16 protein-coding genes and 3 pseudogenes are annotated in these 15,835 nt (G+C 59.3%); 12 read left to right on the top strand and 7 right to left on the bottom strand.

Going from position 1 to position 15,835, the window contains the following annotated elements; all coding sequences use genetic code 11:
- Positions 1-70: 70 nt before the first annotated feature.
- Both BGP00_RS00370 and BGP00_RS00365 read left to right on the top strand, forming a co-directional pair.
- Positions 71-193 (top strand): annotated as a pseudogene (locus tag BGP00_RS00370) (ATP-binding protein); the annotation flags it as partial.
- 119 nt (positions 194-312) lie between these two features.
- Positions 313-537, top strand: a pseudogene (locus tag BGP00_RS00365) (transposase); the annotation flags it as partial.
- A gap of 48 nt (positions 538-585) precedes the next feature.
- Here the strand turns inward: BGP00_RS00365 and BGP00_RS00360 are convergent.
- The 6 genes from BGP00_RS00360 to BGP00_RS00335 form a co-directional block, all read right to left on the bottom strand.
- Positions 586-1,194, bottom strand: coding sequence for a response regulator (locus tag BGP00_RS00360; RefSeq protein WP_124811061.1), 609 nt, complete (start codon positions 1,192-1,194; stop codon positions 586-588).
- Positions 1,184-2,707 (bottom strand): PAS domain S-box protein, encoded by a 1,524-nt coding sequence (locus BGP00_RS00355; RefSeq protein WP_292687807.1) that lies wholly within the window; start codon positions 2,705-2,707, stop codon positions 1,184-1,186. The genes BGP00_RS00360 and BGP00_RS00355 overlap by 11 nt, the downstream gene beginning before the upstream one ends.
- A gap of 21 nt (positions 2,708-2,728) precedes the next feature.
- Complete coding sequence (locus tag BGP00_RS00350; protein WP_292687809.1) at positions 2,729-3,832, bottom strand: copper resistance protein B; 1,104 nt, start codon at positions 3,830-3,832, stop codon at positions 2,729-2,731.
- On the bottom strand, positions 3,829-5,757 hold the full coding sequence (locus tag BGP00_RS00345) for a copper resistance system multicopper oxidase (RefSeq protein WP_292687811.1): 1,929 nt from the start codon (positions 5,755-5,757) through the stop codon (positions 3,829-3,831). Before BGP00_RS00345 ends, BGP00_RS00350 begins: the two co-directional genes overlap by 4 nt.
- Positions 5,758-5,822: 65 nt before the next feature.
- A complete protein-coding gene (locus BGP00_RS00340; RefSeq protein ID WP_292687813.1) occupies positions 5,823-6,389 on the bottom strand; it encodes an RNA polymerase sigma factor in 567 nt (188 codons plus the stop codon).
- Positions 6,386-6,820, bottom strand: coding sequence for a periplasmic heavy metal sensor (locus tag BGP00_RS00335; RefSeq protein WP_292687816.1), 435 nt, complete (start codon positions 6,818-6,820; stop codon positions 6,386-6,388). The genes BGP00_RS00340 and BGP00_RS00335 overlap by 4 nt, the downstream gene beginning before the upstream one ends.
- A gap of 409 nt (positions 6,821-7,229) precedes the next feature.
- Here BGP00_RS00335 and copC point away from each other — a divergent pair, with 409 nt between their 5' ends.
- The 6 genes from copC to BGP00_RS00305 all read left to right on the top strand — a co-directional run bounded on the left by copC (position 7,230) and on the right by BGP00_RS00305 (position 12,560).
- Positions 7,230-7,613 (top strand): copper homeostasis periplasmic binding protein CopC, encoded by a 384-nt coding sequence (copC, locus tag BGP00_RS00330; RefSeq protein WP_292687818.1) that lies wholly within the window; start codon positions 7,230-7,232, stop codon positions 7,611-7,613.
- Positions 7,614-7,617: 4 nt separating this feature from the next.
- Complete coding sequence (copD, locus tag BGP00_RS00325) at positions 7,618-8,553, top strand: copper homeostasis membrane protein CopD (protein ID WP_292687820.1); 936 nt, start codon at positions 7,618-7,620, stop codon at positions 8,551-8,553.
- Positions 8,554-8,590: 37 nt separating this feature from the next.
- The gene (locus tag BGP00_RS00320) at positions 8,591-10,942 is read left to right on the top strand and encodes a heavy metal translocating P-type ATPase (RefSeq protein WP_292687822.1); all 2,352 of its coding nucleotides are present in this window, start codon (positions 8,591-8,593) and stop codon (positions 10,940-10,942) included.
- Positions 10,943-11,015: 73 nt separating this feature from the next.
- On the top strand, positions 11,016-11,696 hold the full coding sequence (locus tag BGP00_RS00315) for a PepSY domain-containing protein (RefSeq protein ID WP_292687824.1): 681 nt from the start codon (positions 11,016-11,018) through the stop codon (positions 11,694-11,696).
- Between the two features lie 34 nt (positions 11,697-11,730).
- The gene (locus BGP00_RS00310) at positions 11,731-12,186 is read left to right on the top strand and encodes a DUF411 domain-containing protein (RefSeq protein ID WP_292687826.1); all 456 of its coding nucleotides are present in this window, start codon (positions 11,731-11,733) and stop codon (positions 12,184-12,186) included.
- 86 nt (positions 12,187-12,272) lie between these two features.
- On the top strand, positions 12,273-12,560 hold the full coding sequence (locus BGP00_RS00305; RefSeq protein WP_292687828.1) for a hypothetical protein: 288 nt from the start codon (positions 12,273-12,275) through the stop codon (positions 12,558-12,560).
- On the opposite strand, the pseudogene BGP00_RS00300 reads toward BGP00_RS00305, so the two are convergent.
- Positions 12,542-13,176 (bottom strand): annotated as a pseudogene (locus tag BGP00_RS00300) (cation transporter). The gene BGP00_RS00305 and the pseudogene BGP00_RS00300 overlap by 19 nt on opposite strands.
- A gap of 68 nt (positions 13,177-13,244) precedes the next feature.
- Here BGP00_RS00300 and BGP00_RS00295 point away from each other — a divergent pair.
- The 4 genes from BGP00_RS00295 to BGP00_RS00280 form a co-directional block, all read left to right on the top strand.
- Positions 13,245-13,649, top strand: coding sequence for a helix-turn-helix domain-containing protein (locus BGP00_RS00295; RefSeq protein WP_292687830.1), 405 nt, complete (start codon positions 13,245-13,247; stop codon positions 13,647-13,649).
- Between the two features lie 259 nt (positions 13,650-13,908).
- A complete protein-coding gene (locus BGP00_RS00290; RefSeq protein WP_292687832.1) occupies positions 13,909-14,301 on the top strand; it encodes a transposase in 393 nt (130 codons plus the stop codon).
- Complete coding sequence (gene tnpB, locus BGP00_RS00285; protein ID WP_366522347.1) at positions 14,298-14,657, top strand: IS66 family insertion sequence element accessory protein TnpB; 360 nt, start codon at positions 14,298-14,300, stop codon at positions 14,655-14,657. The genes BGP00_RS00290 and tnpB overlap by 4 nt, the downstream gene beginning before the upstream one ends.
- A gap of 66 nt (positions 14,658-14,723) precedes the next feature.
- Positions 14,724-15,835 (top strand): IS66 family transposase (locus tag BGP00_RS00280; RefSeq protein WP_292925674.1); only part of this gene is annotated, 1,112 nt, incomplete at its 3' end.

The raw sequence follows: 15,835 nt of genomic DNA, 5'->3' as shown, positions 1-15,835 counted from the left end.
CTGACCGACGACCAGATCCAGGTGCTGCAAACGAAAATACGACGGACGAACCCTTCAAGGAGACAGGCATCATGAAACACTCGGTGATCCCACCTATGCCGATGCCATCCTGGACCGCCTCGTTCATAATGCTCACAGGCTCGAAATGGATGGAGAGTCCATGCGCAAAACGGGCTCAAACACACTCGCTTGACCACCTCGATAACTGCAACGATAAAGCACCACGATCTGGCTCATGCCCCGGGCGGAAATTGCTCGGAATGGTGGGCGGCTTCAGATCGGAATAGGTGGGCGGGATCGTCGGAATCCGCAATCATTTATACCACCAACGCAATAGAAGCCCTCAATTCCAAGCTGCGCCGTGCGGTGCGCGCCAGAGGGCACTTCCCTAGCGATGAGGCGGCTAGCAAGCTGCTCTATCTGATCCTGCATCGCTCCGAAAAAGAGTGGGTGATGCCGGCCCGCGAATGGTCTATGGCAAAAGCTCAGTTTGCCGTTCTCTTCGGCGAGCGCTTCGTTCGGGCCATGGCGGCCTGATGTTCAACCGCCGCCCCGTACACGAAATTCAGGACACTCCCACCCAAACTACAGTCCGGCGGCAATCGCTATTCGCAGAAGGTCGGAAAGGCTGTGAACCTCCAGTTTCTGCATCAAGCTGGCCCGGTGCACCTCGACGGTGCGCGACGAGCACCTAAGGTCATAGGCGATAGTCTTGTTGGGGTATCCCTTGGCGAGGCCTTCGAGAATTTCTCGTTCGCGCGGCGTCAGCGCCGCAATTTTGGTGCGGGCTTCCCGCTCTTCAATTTCACGCGCATCATTCTGCTCCAGTCGCCCGAATGCTCGCTCCAATGCTTCGAGTAGCGAGGCCTTTTCAAATGGCTTTTCGAGAAACTCGACGGCGCCGGCCTTCATGGCCTGCACAGCCGTGGTTACATCACCATGTCCGGTCAGAACGATCACCGGCATGTTGATCCCGCGCTCGGCCATCACCCGCTGAACCTCGAGCCCATCCATGTCCGGCATCCGCACGTCCAGCAAAACGCAGCCAATTGGAGCGTGTCTTGCTTGCTTGAGAAACTCCACGCCAGAATTGTGGGGATGAACCTTGTATCCGGCTCGGGAGAGCACAAAGCCGGCTGATTTCCGGATTGCCTCCTCGTCATCCACAAGGTGCACAACTCGGTCAGCGTTCATCATCTTCCTCCGCATCGGCATCGATCAGGGTGAACTTGAAAATGGTGCCGCCATCGTCCGGATATTCTGCTGCAATGCGTCCACCATGAGCCTCAACGATCGTTCGGCAAATCGATAGCCCCAGCCCCATCCCGTCAATCTTGCTGCTGACGAAGGCTTCGAAAAGGCGGGGTCTGATTTCGGCGGCGACACCCGGCCCCGTATCCCGAACGCTGATCTCGATGAATCCGTCGAGACGCTTGCAGGTTGCGATATGAAGATCCCGGACAGTTGACGAGGCCATCGCTTCGACGGCGTTTCGGAGCAAATTGACCAGGACTTGCTGGATCTGGACCTTGTCCACCAACACATGCCTTGCGTGCGGATCAAGGTTCACTAAGGTGCGGACACCCCTTTCCTTGGCGCCCGCAAGAGCCAGCTGCGCTGCGTCGTCGATAACTAGGCGCAGATCCTCAACGTTCTTGTCGACTTCACCGCGCGCGACAAATTCCCGCAGACGTCTGACAATGAAACCCGCCCGAAAGGTCTCCTTGGCTGCCTCCGACAGTGCCTCCTGAACTATGGCCATCGGGGTGCCTTGAGGATCGGCGAGAATGTCTCTCGTTTCCTCAAGGTAATTGGCAACTGCTGTCAGCGGCTGATTCAGTTCATGCGCCAGGGTGGATGCCATGGTCCCCATCGCGCTGAGCCGCGACACATGGATCAGTTCGGCCTGCAGCTCGCGCATTTTGAGATCGTCGCGTTCTTTCTCAGAGAGATCTCGGATGAAGCCAGTAAAGACGCGGTCTCCGTGATGCCCGGCGACGCCGACCGAGAGATGCATGGGAAAGTCTGTTCCGTCACGACGACGGCCTGTCACCGTGCGTCCGATCCCGATAATACGAGGCTCTCCTCCTTCTCGGTAATGCCGGATATAGTCATCATGCCGCTCCTTGTCGGGCGCAGGCATCAGGCAGCTCACATTGCAGCCCACGACTTCGCCCTCTTCATATCCGAAGAGACGCTGTGCCGCGGCACTGAAAGACACGATCAATCCGAACTCGTCGATGACGATCATCGCGTCCGGGACGGTATCCAGGATCGACTGGAGGTGCTGCTCACGCGTGTCATTCACCGCCCGAATGGCCGCCTCGTGCGTGATATCCCGGGCTATGACATGGAAGCCGTGCAGAGTGTTCTCTTGTCGCAAGGCCGTAATCGTCATTCGCGACAGATATTCGGTGCCCGAGCGCCGCAAACGCCACATTTCCCGCTCGTAGCCATCCTCGCGCGCCGCTGTGGCCAGATCAATATCCGGCAGGCCCGCGGCCTTTTCTTCAGATGAATAAAACAACTCGTGCGAGCAACCTACGCACTCGGCAGACGCCCATTGGTCCGCTCGATGGCCTTCGCCATTGAGCGCGAGGATCTTGCCGTGCGGATCGAGAATGAGTTGAACATGCTTCGCCGATTGCGCGAAGGCGAGGCGCACAAGATCGCTCAGTTCCGCATTGCCGCCGGCAATTTCATCCATGCCCCTTTGTTCGCCTCCAGATTAAAACCAGAACCGGACGCCCGCCACGAAGCTTGTGGCGTGAACATCTTCCCCGCGAGCCCTCGCGTAGCTGGCTGTGTCTCCAAGTTTGCGGTAATACGAAACGCCAATGTAGGGCGCGAACTGACGCTTAATCTCGTATCTGAGCCGCGCGCCTAGTTCGACATTTGACAGGCCAGAGCCAATCGCGATCTCAGGCATGTCCTGCGCGGAGAAATTGAGCTCGACGCGTGGCTGGAAAACTAGGCGCTGCGTGATGCGCTGGTCGTAATAGCCTTCGACCCGGCCAATGACCTCGCCCTTGTTCGACAGGAAGACGCCGCCTTCGACCTCGAACATCCCGGGAGCCAAGCCCTCAAAGCCAATGGTTGCATAGGTGCGGCGCGGCGATGGCCCTATATCCTGCCGTACACCGGCCTGCAGATTGAAGTAGGGGTCGATGGCATGGCTGTACAGAAGTTGCACATCGCCACTGTCCAGACCACGGCGAAGCTCGCCTTCACCTTCGCTCTTGATCCACAGCCTATTGATGTCGCCGCCGTACCAGGCCTCACCATCCCATCGATAGCCATCACGGCCGCGATGAGCCTGATATTCTGCGATGTTGAGAAGTGCCGCGCCGAAATTGAGCCCCCCGCTCTCCTTCATCATTTCCGCATGAGCGCGCGCCATTTCTCCGGGAGGGAAGTGACGGTCGGCATAGCGATCCGTTGGGAAAGGGGGTGGCGGCGCACTTCCAGGAGGCAATGCCGTGCCCGACATCGCCATACCTTCTGGGCCCCCTTCGCTTTCCGCAGCTGGCATCGGCATTTCGCCCATTGTCCCATGGTCCATCACGGTGTCGCTTGTTGGTCCGTGATTCATTTTGCTGTGATCGACCTCCGATGCCGAAGGCAAGGCTCCAGGTGACGAGGGTTTCTGGACGGAGGCAGGCGTCTCCCGCTGTGGCTTCGCCGGAGACGTCTTTGCCTTTTTGGGGACTGCCTTTTTTGCAGCCGGCATATCCATACCCGGCATGTTGTCCATCGAGTGGTCCTGAGCCGACGCCGGAGCGGACAGGCCTAGAGTGGCCGCCGTCATCAGTGCCGTACGAAGCGTGCTCATGCCGCGTCTCCCTTGGGACGGACACTGACAACGCGCATCATGCCAGCATGCATGTGGTAAAGGAGATGACAGTGGAATGCCCAGTCCCCGACTGCATCGGCCGTGAAGTCCCAAGTGGCGATCCCGCCAGGTTGCACGATAACTGTATGCTTTCGCGGCGCGCGGTCGCCATGGCCGGTGACCAATTCGAAGAAGTGTCCATGAATATGGATGGGGTGCGCCATCATCGTGTCATTGATGAGATTGATGCGCACACGCTCGCCCTCGGTAAAGGGAATAGGTTCGTGGACATCGGACATTTTCTGGCCATCGAATGACCACATGAAGCGTTCCATATTGCCAGTAAGATGGATGTCGAGGCTGCGCGACGGTGCCCTTACGTCGGGATTCCGCTCGAGCGCCATCAAGTCTGTATAGACGAGAACCTTGTGGCCGGTGTCCTCCAGGCCCTGTCCCGGGTCGCCCATCCGATCGACTGGCATGGGCGAAATTGTCTGAACTCCCGGATCGCGCTTCACTTGCGGCGCATTGCCGAAGTCGCGCATTTTCATCGATCCCATTTGATGGCCTGAATGGTCCACCACACCGGACGCCGCTCCGTCCATTCCCGCCATGCTGCTATGGTCCATGCCGGCCATAGAGGAGTGATCCATTCCCGACATGTCCGCAGCGGCAGATGGTTCACTTGCGGTCCCCATCGCCATGGCCGATCCGGCAACTGCGGCAGTCGTTGCCAGACCTGCGGACGCGTTCTGTTCGGCGGTTGGGTCGCCCCCGCGCCCCTTCATGTCCATCCCCCCCATGCCGGGCATGTCCATTCCCATGTCCTTCATCGTGGCCAATGGGCGCTTGCGAAGGGCCGGAACCTCAGCGCTCATGCCCGGGCGCGGGGCCAATGTAGCGCGGGCCATGCCAGAACGATCAACGGCTTCGCCGACAAAGGTATAGGCCAAGTCCGCTGTAGGGCGAACGATTACGTCGTAGGTCTCAGCAACCCCGATCTGGAACTCTTCGACATCGACAGGCATGACATTTTGCCCATCAGCCTGCACAATTTGCAGGGAGAGCCCCGGAATTCTGACATTGAAGGTGGTCATGGCTGACGCGTTGATTACCCGCAGGCGCACGCGCTCGCCCGGCTTGAAGAGGGCCGTCCAATTGGCTTCCGGTCCATGCCCGTTGACCAGGAATGTATAGGTCGAGCCGGTCACGTCAGAAATATCGGCCGGATCCATGCGCATCTGACCCCAGTCGAGACGCTCCTTGAGGGGCTGATCCTTCCCTCCGAGAAGGCCTGCCAAGGTCTGACGTTGAAAGTTGAAGTGACCCGGATTGGCCTTCAGCCGACGGAAGATCGCAGCAGGAGTCAGCGGGCTATGATCCGCAAGCACAATGACATGCTCCCGGTCATATTGGACAGGATCCGTCCCTGCCGGATCGATCACGATCGGTCCGTAATGGCCTTCCTGTTCCTGCAGTCCCGAGTGACTATGGTACCAGTAAGTGCCGTTTTGCTTTACATCGAACTCATAAAGATAGCTTTCGCCCGGCTTAATCCCGGGGAATGACACCCCGGGCACGCCATCATGTTCCGGTGGAACGAGCAGACCGTGCCAGTGGATCGAACTGTCTTCATCAAGCTGGTTGTGGACGTGCAACCGCACCCGCTGACCTTCGCGCAGCCTGATTAGGGGCGCTGGAACCGTGCCATTCACACCGATCGCGCGGAACGACTTCCCGTCAATCATCATCGATTGGCGGGCGATTGTGAGCTTGATGTCTTCACCACTGACGGTGGGAAGCGGCGCTACGATGCCGGAAGATACAGGTTTGGCCCAAGCCGGAAAGAAGGAGGCAAGGGCGATACTTCCTCCCACCAGGGCTGAGCCACGAAGGATATCTCTACGTCCGACAATGACTGTCATGAGGGTGTTTCTGCCTATGAGATCGGGGCCGCTGTCATTGAATACGCAGCCCGTTGCTCAACCCCTCAAATTTTTTTGAGTTTGTCCACCAAGCGTGCTCGCGCCCGATAAACTCTCGCTTCGACAGCCTTCTCGCTCAATCCTAGGATCTGCGCGGTTTCCGCCTGTGCGCGCGCATCAATGGTCCGGAGGATGAGGGGTTCGCGCAATGAAGCGGGCAATTCGGAAATTGCCTTCAGGGTCACTTTTAATTCGGATCGGTCGGAGGCCGTGATGTCAGCTCCTGGAGCCGGATCAGCCACCTCTTCAGCTTCCGTCAAAGGGGCTGCTGCAAGCATAAACCTGCGCACCAGCGCACGCCGCCTCCAGTCCTTGCACTTGTTCAAAGCAATACGAGCCAGCCATAGCTTGAAAGGGCGCGCACGATCGAAGCGGTCAAGGGCGCTAAACGCCGCGATGAATGCCCCCTGTGTGACATCCAGGCTTTCAACCGCATCGCCGATCTGCGCGCGAACAAGCCTGTACACCCAATCACGATGTCGGCGGACAAGCTCGCAACAAGCGGCCTGGTTTCCGCCGATGGCTAACGAAGCCAAGTCCTGATCTTCGAGCTCAGAGAGCTGCCCTGTCACTGCTCCCTGCCTGTGAGCGCCTTGACGATCGCCCGATCAAATTTGGACGCCTGTTCCGGGGTCAGGGCTGATCGCATCGCAAAGATATGTTCAAGCGTTTCCTTCTGCATCTGCCCCATCGCATCGTGCGACCGGTCGATTGCCTCGGATACCTTTGGGCCATATCCATGCTCGGACTCGATCGCCTCGGCGAGACGTGCGTTGTCCGCGCGAAGTTCCAGTTCCAAAGCCTGGCGACGCACCGCAAAACGCTGCTCGATCACCTCGATCTGTGCTTCCTGTTTGGCATCGAGTTCAAGCTGGTGGTGCAGCATCTCATGCAACTCGCTTTCCGGCGAGCCAGAGCGGATCAAGGCCTGACCCGCAAGTGCTCCAATGACCGCGAATGCGAATGCAACGAGCGCGAAAACGAGGGTCTTTCGCCAAGCCATATCAGCGCGACGTCAATAAGGTTGAGGGCGCCAGTGCGGCCGGAACGCCGAGAGGGGAAATGGGCGCGCCATCGGCAGGCGCGCCAGACAATATCGAACCACCAACCCCGATGAACAAAGCGATCGCTGCCGCGAGGCTGAGGCCCGTACGGTTGATGGGAACAATGGCCCGTCGTCTGGCGAGCTCCGCCATGACCGCGTCCAATCAACGCCAGGCGAGCGGGCGGCGGCTCGTTGCGCAGTCGTTCCAGAAGTTGATCAAGGTCCGTCATGGCTCATTTCTCCCATATTCATGGTTGAATACGCAGCAAAGGTGAAATGCACTCATATGGACCCAGAAATTTTTGAGGGGTGTCCAAGCGCGGTGCGTATTCAACACGGGCACCCTGAGCCCGCGAAGGAGCCATTCATGAAAAAGTTTCGCAGTTTGATTGCAAGCGTCCTGGTCACCGGAGCCGCGATTGCCACGCCGGCGCTCGCCCATCCGAAGCTCGTGACGGCACAGCCGGCAGACAAGGCTGCCACCGCCCCGACCAATCGCATCACCTTGACGTTTAGCGAGCGTCTTGTCGCCGCTGTTTCGGGCATGGAAGTCACGATGACCGGCATGCCAGGCATGCCCGACCACAATATGAAAATGACCGGATACAAAACCTCGGTCAGTGAGGATGGCAAGACCCTGGTCGCTACATTCGGGCGGCCCCTCATGGCAGGAACTTATAACGTGCAGTGGCACGTCGTCTCGAGCGATACGCACAGCATCAACGGCACTCTCACTTTTTCCGTGCGCTGATCGCGTGGCGGACTGGGGGATCATAGCCCTGAGATGGGCGCTTTTCGTAAGTCTTGGCCTATTGTTTGGGCTGACCGCATTCAAGCGCCTGTCACTCGGCGATGATCGCCCGTCGGATGCAAATGTCCGACATGCAGTGCTGCTGCTGATCGTAGCAGTCTCGGCGGCAGTGCTGTCGGTTCTTGGCTTCGCCATGCAAGTCAGCAGCATGGCCGGTATACCGTTTGCCGAAGTGGACCGGGCCACCGTTCAATCCCTGCTTGGGGACACAGCCCTAGGTCTGACACTCAAGGTCCGCCTCGCCGCATTATTGGCAGTGATTATCATGGCTGTTGCAGCCGCCCTGTGGCGTTTGTCCAGTTCGGCGGTCCAGACTTTGGCAAGCGGGGTGGCTTTGGCCACCTTAACCTGGTCCGGTCACGGTGCGGCGACCGATGGGACGGTCGGATGGGTACATCTGGCAGCCGACATACTTCACCTCCTTGCAGCTTCCACCTGGATCGGCGCATTGGCAGGATTCTTGTGGATGCTGTTTCGCGCGGGAAGTGGTCAAGTTGACGAGGCAAGGCAGACGTGCAGGGTGCTTGCCGACTTTGCGACTGTCGGATCTTCATTGGTTGTGATTTTACTGCTGACGGGTCTCGCAAATGCTTTTTTCATTTTGCGCGACGGAGATCCCTGGGCCGCTTTGGCGGCACCTTATGGCCAGTTGCTGGCCCTGAAGATGGTCTTGTTTGTGGGCATGCTCGGGTTGGCCGGAGTGAACCGGTTGCGGCTCACGCCGGCCCTCTCCGCAGCCGTCGAGAATGGTGATCCTGAGCGAGCGCTAAAGCCGCTGCGACGGAGCATTGTTCTGGAATTTGGCTTGGGGATCGGGATACTGGTCCTGGTAGCATGGCTCGGGACGTTGGCACCGAACACAACGCCGATAGCATCGTGATGCCTTCTGATGAGCGCGTCAGCTGGAGAACAGACACATGACTCCTAATCAATCTGGCAGCCATCAGCATGGCGACAATGGACTCGCTGCAAATCACCAACCGGATTCTGTACGTGATCCTGTTTGCGGGATGACTGTCGACCCGTCCGCGACCCTTCATCATGCACATCATGGTGATCAAGAGTGGCACTTTTGCAGCGCCAAGTGCCGCACCAAATTTGTTGCTGATCCCGAGCAGTACCTGACACCACCCGAGCCCGTCGATGCGCCTGCTGGGACGATCTGGACCTGTCCGATGCACCCCGAGGTGCGGCAGGATCACCCGGGGGCTTGCCAGATCTGCGGCATGGCACTTGAGCCTGCCGAAGTCGGTCTCGACAGCGGGCCCAGCCCCGAACTGATCGACATGACCCGGCGGTTCAAGATCGGCCTTATACTGGCGCTGCCCGTGCTGGTGCTGGAGATGGGCGGCCACATTTTCCCCGCGCTTCATCACATCGTACCGATGCGGCTCTCGACCTGGATCCAACTCGTGCTGGCTACGCCGGTCGTGCTTTGGGCGGGTTGGCCCTTTTTCGTGCGGGGTTGGGCATCGCTCAAGACCCGAAACCTCAACATGTTTACCCTGATCGCGATGGGCACCGGGGTCGCATGGGTCTACAGTATGTTCGCGGCGCTTGCGCCTGAGTTGTTCCCACCGGCGTTCCGCAATGCCGATGGGAGTGTTGCCGTCTATTTCGAAGCCGCCGCGGTGATCACCGTGCTGGTTCTCCTGGGCCAGGTCCTGGAACTCAGGGCCCGCGAGCGCACTTCTGGTGCGATCAAGGCATTGTTGGGCCTTGCTCCCAAGACTGCGCGCCGACTTCTTGCTGATGGCAGCGATGAAGAGGTCAGCCTAGACGATATCGCAGTCGGTGATCGCTTGCGTGTCCGTCCTGGCGAAAAGGTGCCTGTCGACGGAATTGTCGAGGACGGCCGCTCCTCACTCGATGAATCCATGGTCACCGGTGAATCCATGCCGGTCACCAAGGCCTTGGGTGCCACCGTTATCGGCGGCACGCTCAACCAGACTGGCGCATTGGTGATTGCCGCAACGAAGGTTGGCCGCGATACCATGCTCGCCCGCATCGTCCAGATGGTCGCTGAGGCACAGCGCTCTCGGGCGCCGATACAGCGCATGGCCGATCAGGTCTCGGGCTGGTTCGTGCCTGTGGTGATCGCTATCGCCGTTCTTGCCTTCGTGGGATGGGGCATCTGGGGACCAGAGCCGCGCTTTGCCTATGGCCTGGTTGCGGCGGTCGCGGTGCTGATCATCGCTTGCCCTTGCGCACTTGGCCTCGCCACGCCGATGTCGATCATGGTCGGCGTAGGACGAGGCGCTGGCCTTGGCGTGCTCATCAAGAATGCCGAAGCGCTGGAGCGCATGGAAAAGGTCGACACGCTGGTGGTCGACAAGACCGGGACGCTTACGATGGGGCGTCCTGCGGTCACTGCGATTGTGCCCTCAGCGGGTCACACAGAAGAGGACGTTCTGCGTCTTGCTGCGGCGGTCGAGCAATCGTCCGAGCATCCGCTTGCGCTCGCCATCGTCGACGCAGCAAAGGTGCGCAGCCTCGTGCTGGCTCAGGTTGCCGAGTTCGACTCCCCCACCGGGCGCGGCGCTCTGGGCACAGTCGAGGGCAAGCGGATCGTGCTCGGCAACGCACGCTTTTTGACGGAGCAGAACATCGATACGTCGGCACTGGCGGCGGCAGCCGACGAGCTGCGACGCGAGGGCGCCACGGCAATTTTTGTCGGCATTGATGGACAGGGCGCTGGCGCCATCGCGATAGCTGATCCGGTCAAGCCGACGACACCCGAGGCACTCGACGCCTTGCGCCGCGAAGGCATCCGGGTAGTCATGCTAACGGGTGACAACCGCACCACGGCAGAGGCGGTCGCGCGCAGGCTCGGGATCGATGAGGTCGAGGCGGACGTTCTCCCCGATCAGAAGAGTGCTGTTGTTGCGCGCTTGAAGAGCGAAGGACGCGTGGTTGCCATGGCAGGTGACGGCGTGAATGATGCCCCGGCGCTTGCGGCGGCCGATGTCGGGATCGCTATGGGCTCGGGGACTGACGTCGCCATCGAAAGTGCCGGCGTGACCCTGCTGAAGGGCGATCTTATGGGAATCTTGCGTGCACGCCGCCTGAGCCAGGCGACAATGTCGAACATCCGCCAGAATCTGGTGTTTGCCTTTATCTATAATGCCGCCGGCGTGCCGGTGGCGGCAGGTCTTCTCTATCCGCTGTTCGGCATCCTGCTATCACCAATGATTGCGGCGGGAGCAATGGCGCTGTCATCCGTTAGCGTCGTGACGAATGCGCTTCGACTTAACCGGGCCACCATTTAAGCAAGCCGCGACAACAGGACGTCAGATTTTCATGAGATCCCTACGTACCAGAGTGCATTTGACAGCAAGCCGCATGCACAAATGGCTGTCTCTGATCGTTGGATTGCAGGTCCTCATCTGGATGACGAGCGGCCTTGTGATGAGTGCTTTGCCCATAGAGCGCGTGCGCGGAGAACACCTTGTCGATCGCAAGGCACAGCCGCCAATCGCTGGTATTTCGGCTGTGCGCCCGCTTGGCGAGTTGCTGAGCACGATACCCGGCCCAGTCGAGGAGCTTACTCTTCGCATGCACCACGGCCGCCTGGTGGCCGAAGCGAAGACAAACGGAAGGACCTTGTTGTTCGATCCGTCTACCGGCGTCCGAATGCCAAGGATTTCTATGGATCAGGCGGCTGAAATAGCTCGGGAAAGCTGGAAGGGCGGCGGGAACCCTGCGCTCAAAGTCACCCAAGTCGAGGACCTGTCACCGGAATTCCGGGGACCGTTACCTGCCTGGCAAGTTGCCATCGACGGTACAACGCACGTTTATGTTTCCGGTGAGACCGGGAGGATCCTCGCGGTCCGGACCAGCACCTGGCGGGTCTACGACTTCTTGTGGGGCTTGCACATCATGGACTGGAAGGAGCACGACAATTTCAACAACATCTGGCTGGTGTCATTCGCTGCCTCGGGCTTGATTTTTGCTCTCACCGGCCTCGCGCTTCTTATCATGCGATTCCCGATCAAGATAAGAAAGCGCCGGGCGACAATTTGACCCAATTCAAAGCAAGAGTTGTGCTTGTAATTCATTGATCACGAAAGATTGGAGGTACGAAGTGAAATCAATAATTCTGGGTTTGGCTTTGCTTGCGAGCCCCGCGCTTGCCGCAAGTGACGTGGTGATGCACCGGGATCCTGGTTGTGATTGCTGCGAAAAGTGGGCGGCGCAGGTGCAGAAGGCCTTTGGTCGCAATGTGCGGGTGATCGATGATCGCAACAGGGTGGCCTTCCAGCGCAACTTCGGCATCCCAAGCGCATTGGTATCGTGCCACACCGCCGTTATAGACGGGATGATCTTTGAAGGCCATGTGCCAATTTCCGACATGCAGCGGGTGCTCAAGCTGCGGCCTACCGGAGTTAAGGGCTTGGCTGTTGCCGGGATGCCGCAGGGCGCCGTTGGCATGGAAGTTACAGGGGCTCCAGCTCAGCATTACAATGTCGTCGCCTTCGGCGTCCGCGGCAATCGTATTTTCGCCAGTCATTAATGCGCTGAGTGCCTCCCGTGGGGACGCAATTTCAAAATTTAAGAGCCTTCTCTGATTGGGGCTTTTGAAGTCAAGCTGTATCCTCGTTGTTACGATCGCTCCCATGGGAGGCCTATTACACGGGCAGCCAGCATTTGGAGAACGATCCCTATCGCACCAACAGCAAACTCTATGTCGAACTGGGCGCTATGGGAGAACTGGTGATCGGCAAGGCCAGCCTGTTCATCAATGCAGAGAACTTGCTCGGTTTTCGCCAGACCCGCTACAGCACTTTGCTGCTGCCCCAGCGCGTAGACGGACATACGGTCTTACGGGCGCCGCTTACCGGTGCCACCATCAATGGCGGGGGGCGCTTTCATTTCGGTGCGAAGTGAACATCATGCAGTTCCGCCATCGCCTTGCGAATGATCTGGGCACCACCCAGAAGGCCCAGGCTTGCCAGGATTGTCGCGACGGCAATGTCCGGCCATCCGGCGCGGGTGCCAAACACGCCAAGCGCTGCTGCCACCACAGCGAGGTTGCCAAGGGCGTCGTTGCGCGAGCAGATCCAGACAGATTGCCGGTTGGCGTCGCCTCGCCGATGGCGCCAGAGCAAAAATGCACAGGCACATTGGCAAACAACGCTGTTATGCCAACCGCGCCCATGGTTTCGGCAGCAGGCAAGGTATCGGTCGTCGCCATCCAGATGGTGCTGCCCAGCACCCAGATCGCCAGCAGGGTCAGTGACACGCCCTTGGCGATCGCCGCCCACGCCCGCCAGCGCAGCGCCAATCCCGCAACACCCAGACTGATCGCGTAATTGGCGGTATCACCCAGAAAGTCGAGCGCATCAGCTCGAAGCGAGGCGGATTGCGCCGAAACGCCCGCCATGATTTCCACGCAGAACATCCCGCCATTGATCGCCAGTGCAATCCAGAGGGCGCGACGCCATGCCTGGTCCTGAACCCTCGTAGTATGATCGGTGTCTGCGCCGCAGCAATGTTCAGCCATCGGTTCTTCCTCGCCTTGGGGGCAATGGCTTCCTATGTAATGTCTGAAGCAACTACAGGGTCAAGAGCATGACGTACACGATTGGTGATCTGGCCAAGGCGACCGACACAAAGGTCGAGACCATTCGTTACTACGAGAGGATCGGACTCCTAGCTAAACCTCTCAGGACCTCGGGTAACTATCGCAGTTACGGCGCCGCAGAGCTGGCTCGCCTGTCCTTCATCCGCCGCTCGCGCGATTTGGGTTTTTCGCTCGACCAGATCCGGGCGCTGCTCGCTCTATCCGATGATCGCAATCGCGATTGTTCGGGCATCGATGACATCGCCAACCTCCATCTCCGCGAGGTTGATCGCAAGATCGCTGGTCTAAAAGCATTGCGCAGGGAATTGCAGGCGGTGATCACCTCATGCAGCGGGGGCACCGTGGCGGAATGTAGGATCATTGAGGCGCTTGGGCCGATCCCAATCGTCTGATCAGGAGTCTGCGGTGCTCACCGGATGGATACGAACGAGATTTCCCAACACGTCGATGACTGGTGGGAGCGAGAGCGGCAACTCGCGGTCAACATCTTCCTTGGCCTCATGAACGCCGCGGAGAAGAGCGTCCGGCTAGCCATAGTCTGTATCAATGAGTTCAATCTAGACGAGCGCTTCCCGGTAAGCGCCGCCGGAACCCGGCCTTGCACGGGACTGTGGCGGCGTAGATTTCGCGGGGCAAATGGAGGCCTTGCGAGTGGAAGAAGAGCAGTCAAAAGAGCCTCGTATGGGCGCTCGCCGGGATGGCGGAGCGGTCGTACGGGTGGAACGTCGCCGGAATTGGAGCGACGAAGAGAAGCTGGCGATCCTGAAGGAGACGACGCAACCCGGCGCCATCATCGCGGCGATTGCCCGTCGGTATGGGATTGGAACGGGCCAGCTTTATACATGGCGCAAGCAATTGCTGCGCGGTGCCATGGCAGGATTTGTGCCGGTTGAACTTGTGCAGCCAGAGCCTGCTGGCAAGATAGCGGACACTGGTCGGATCGACATTCGGCGTGGTGGTGGTTTCACGGTCTCGGTGACCAGACTGGTGGACCGCAAAGCACTGCGACTGGTCCTCGAGATTGTCGGGGAGCTTGAAGGTTGAGCCTGACGTTACCGCCCTCGGCGAAGATCTATCTGTCGCTGGCGCCATGCGACATGCGCAAGGGGTTTGACGGACTATCGGCCCAGGTTCGCAACATATTGCAGCTTGATCCTTTCTCCGGCGCTGTCTTCCTGTTCCGGGGCAAAAGAGGTGATAGATTGAAGGCCCTGGTGTGGGACGGGTCGGGGCTTTGCCTTTATGCAAAACGGCTTGAGCGCGGAAAGTTCGTTTGGCCACGGACACGGGATGGTGTCGCCGCCCGGCTCTCTGGCGCGCAGTTGGCGATGTTGATCGAAGGGCTGGATTGGCGGCAGGCCATTGTCCATGAGGAGGTCGCCACACCGACAATTGCGTGAGATAAAGCCGCAGAAAATCGCCACTTTTTGTAGCATTTTCAGGTCTCCTGTCCTATAGGGGCAGGCATGCGGTTCGACCTTGATCGCCTTCCTACAGACCCTGTTCTCCTGCAGAAAATGCTGCGGGAGATGGCGGAGGCTATGGAGGTGGATCGGGATGAGCTGAAGGTTGCGAAGCAGACTGTCAAAGCCCAGGGCCTGACCATAGAAAAGCTGGAGCATCGTCTCGCACGGCTGTTGCGCGTTCAATTCGGGCGCAGCTCCGAGAAGATGGACAACGCGCAACTGCGCATGATGTTCGAAGACGTCGAGGCCATCCCCGAGCCCGCCAATGATGATGCCGCAGCGCTAAAACCGGAACCGGTGCGCAAGGCTGGCACTCGCGCGCCAATTCCGGCGCATATACCGCGCCTGATCGCAGAGCATCGTCCGGAACCGTGCAACTGTGGCGGGGTGGAGACCGTCATCTGCGAAGATGTCACCGAGGTGCTGGATTATGTTCCGGCCCGCTTCCGTGTCCTGCGCCATGTTCGGCCTCGTGTCGCTTGCCGGTCGTGCGAGACAATCCGACAGGTGCCTGCCATCGATCTGCCCTTACCCAAGGTGATGGCCAGCAGCGCGCTGCTCGCACATTTGGTGGTCAGCCGCTTCGTTGACCATCAGCCATGGCACCGCCAATCCGTGATCCTGCGGCGGCAGGGCGTGAACATTGATCGTGATGTGATGGGCCGCTGGGCCCGCAAGTTGGCCTGGCTGATGGCCCCGCTTGGCGAGCGGCTGCTGGCCCATATCCTCAAAGCCCCCAAGATCCATGGCGACGAGACGCCGGTCACCTTGCTCATGGGCGAGGACGGCAGCCACACGGCCTATTTCTGGGTCTATTTGCGCGATGGCCGTTCCAGCGGCGACATGACCCCACCTGCCGTGGCCTTCCGCTTTACGACAGGGCGTGGCGGTGAGCATCCTGCCGCCCATCTTGCCGGATATGAGGGATACCTTCAGGCCGATGGCTATGGCGGTTACAACGTCTTGTATCGCAACCCCAAAACGAAAGCCCCGCGCCGCGTGACAGAGGTCGGCTGCTGGGCGCATTATCCAGAGCATGGTTTTATCTGGGGTAACGCGATTCTCACGTCCGGGATTGACGGAAAAGGTCAGCGTCGAGCTCGTGATAAAAT

The organism is Novosphingobium sp. 63-713, assembly GCF_001898925.1.
Taxonomy (GTDB): Bacteria; Pseudomonadota; Alphaproteobacteria; order Sphingomonadales; family Sphingomonadaceae; genus Novosphingobium.
Note: the sequence above shows the minus strand (reverse complement) of the source record. Positions and strands in the feature narration are given on the sequence as shown.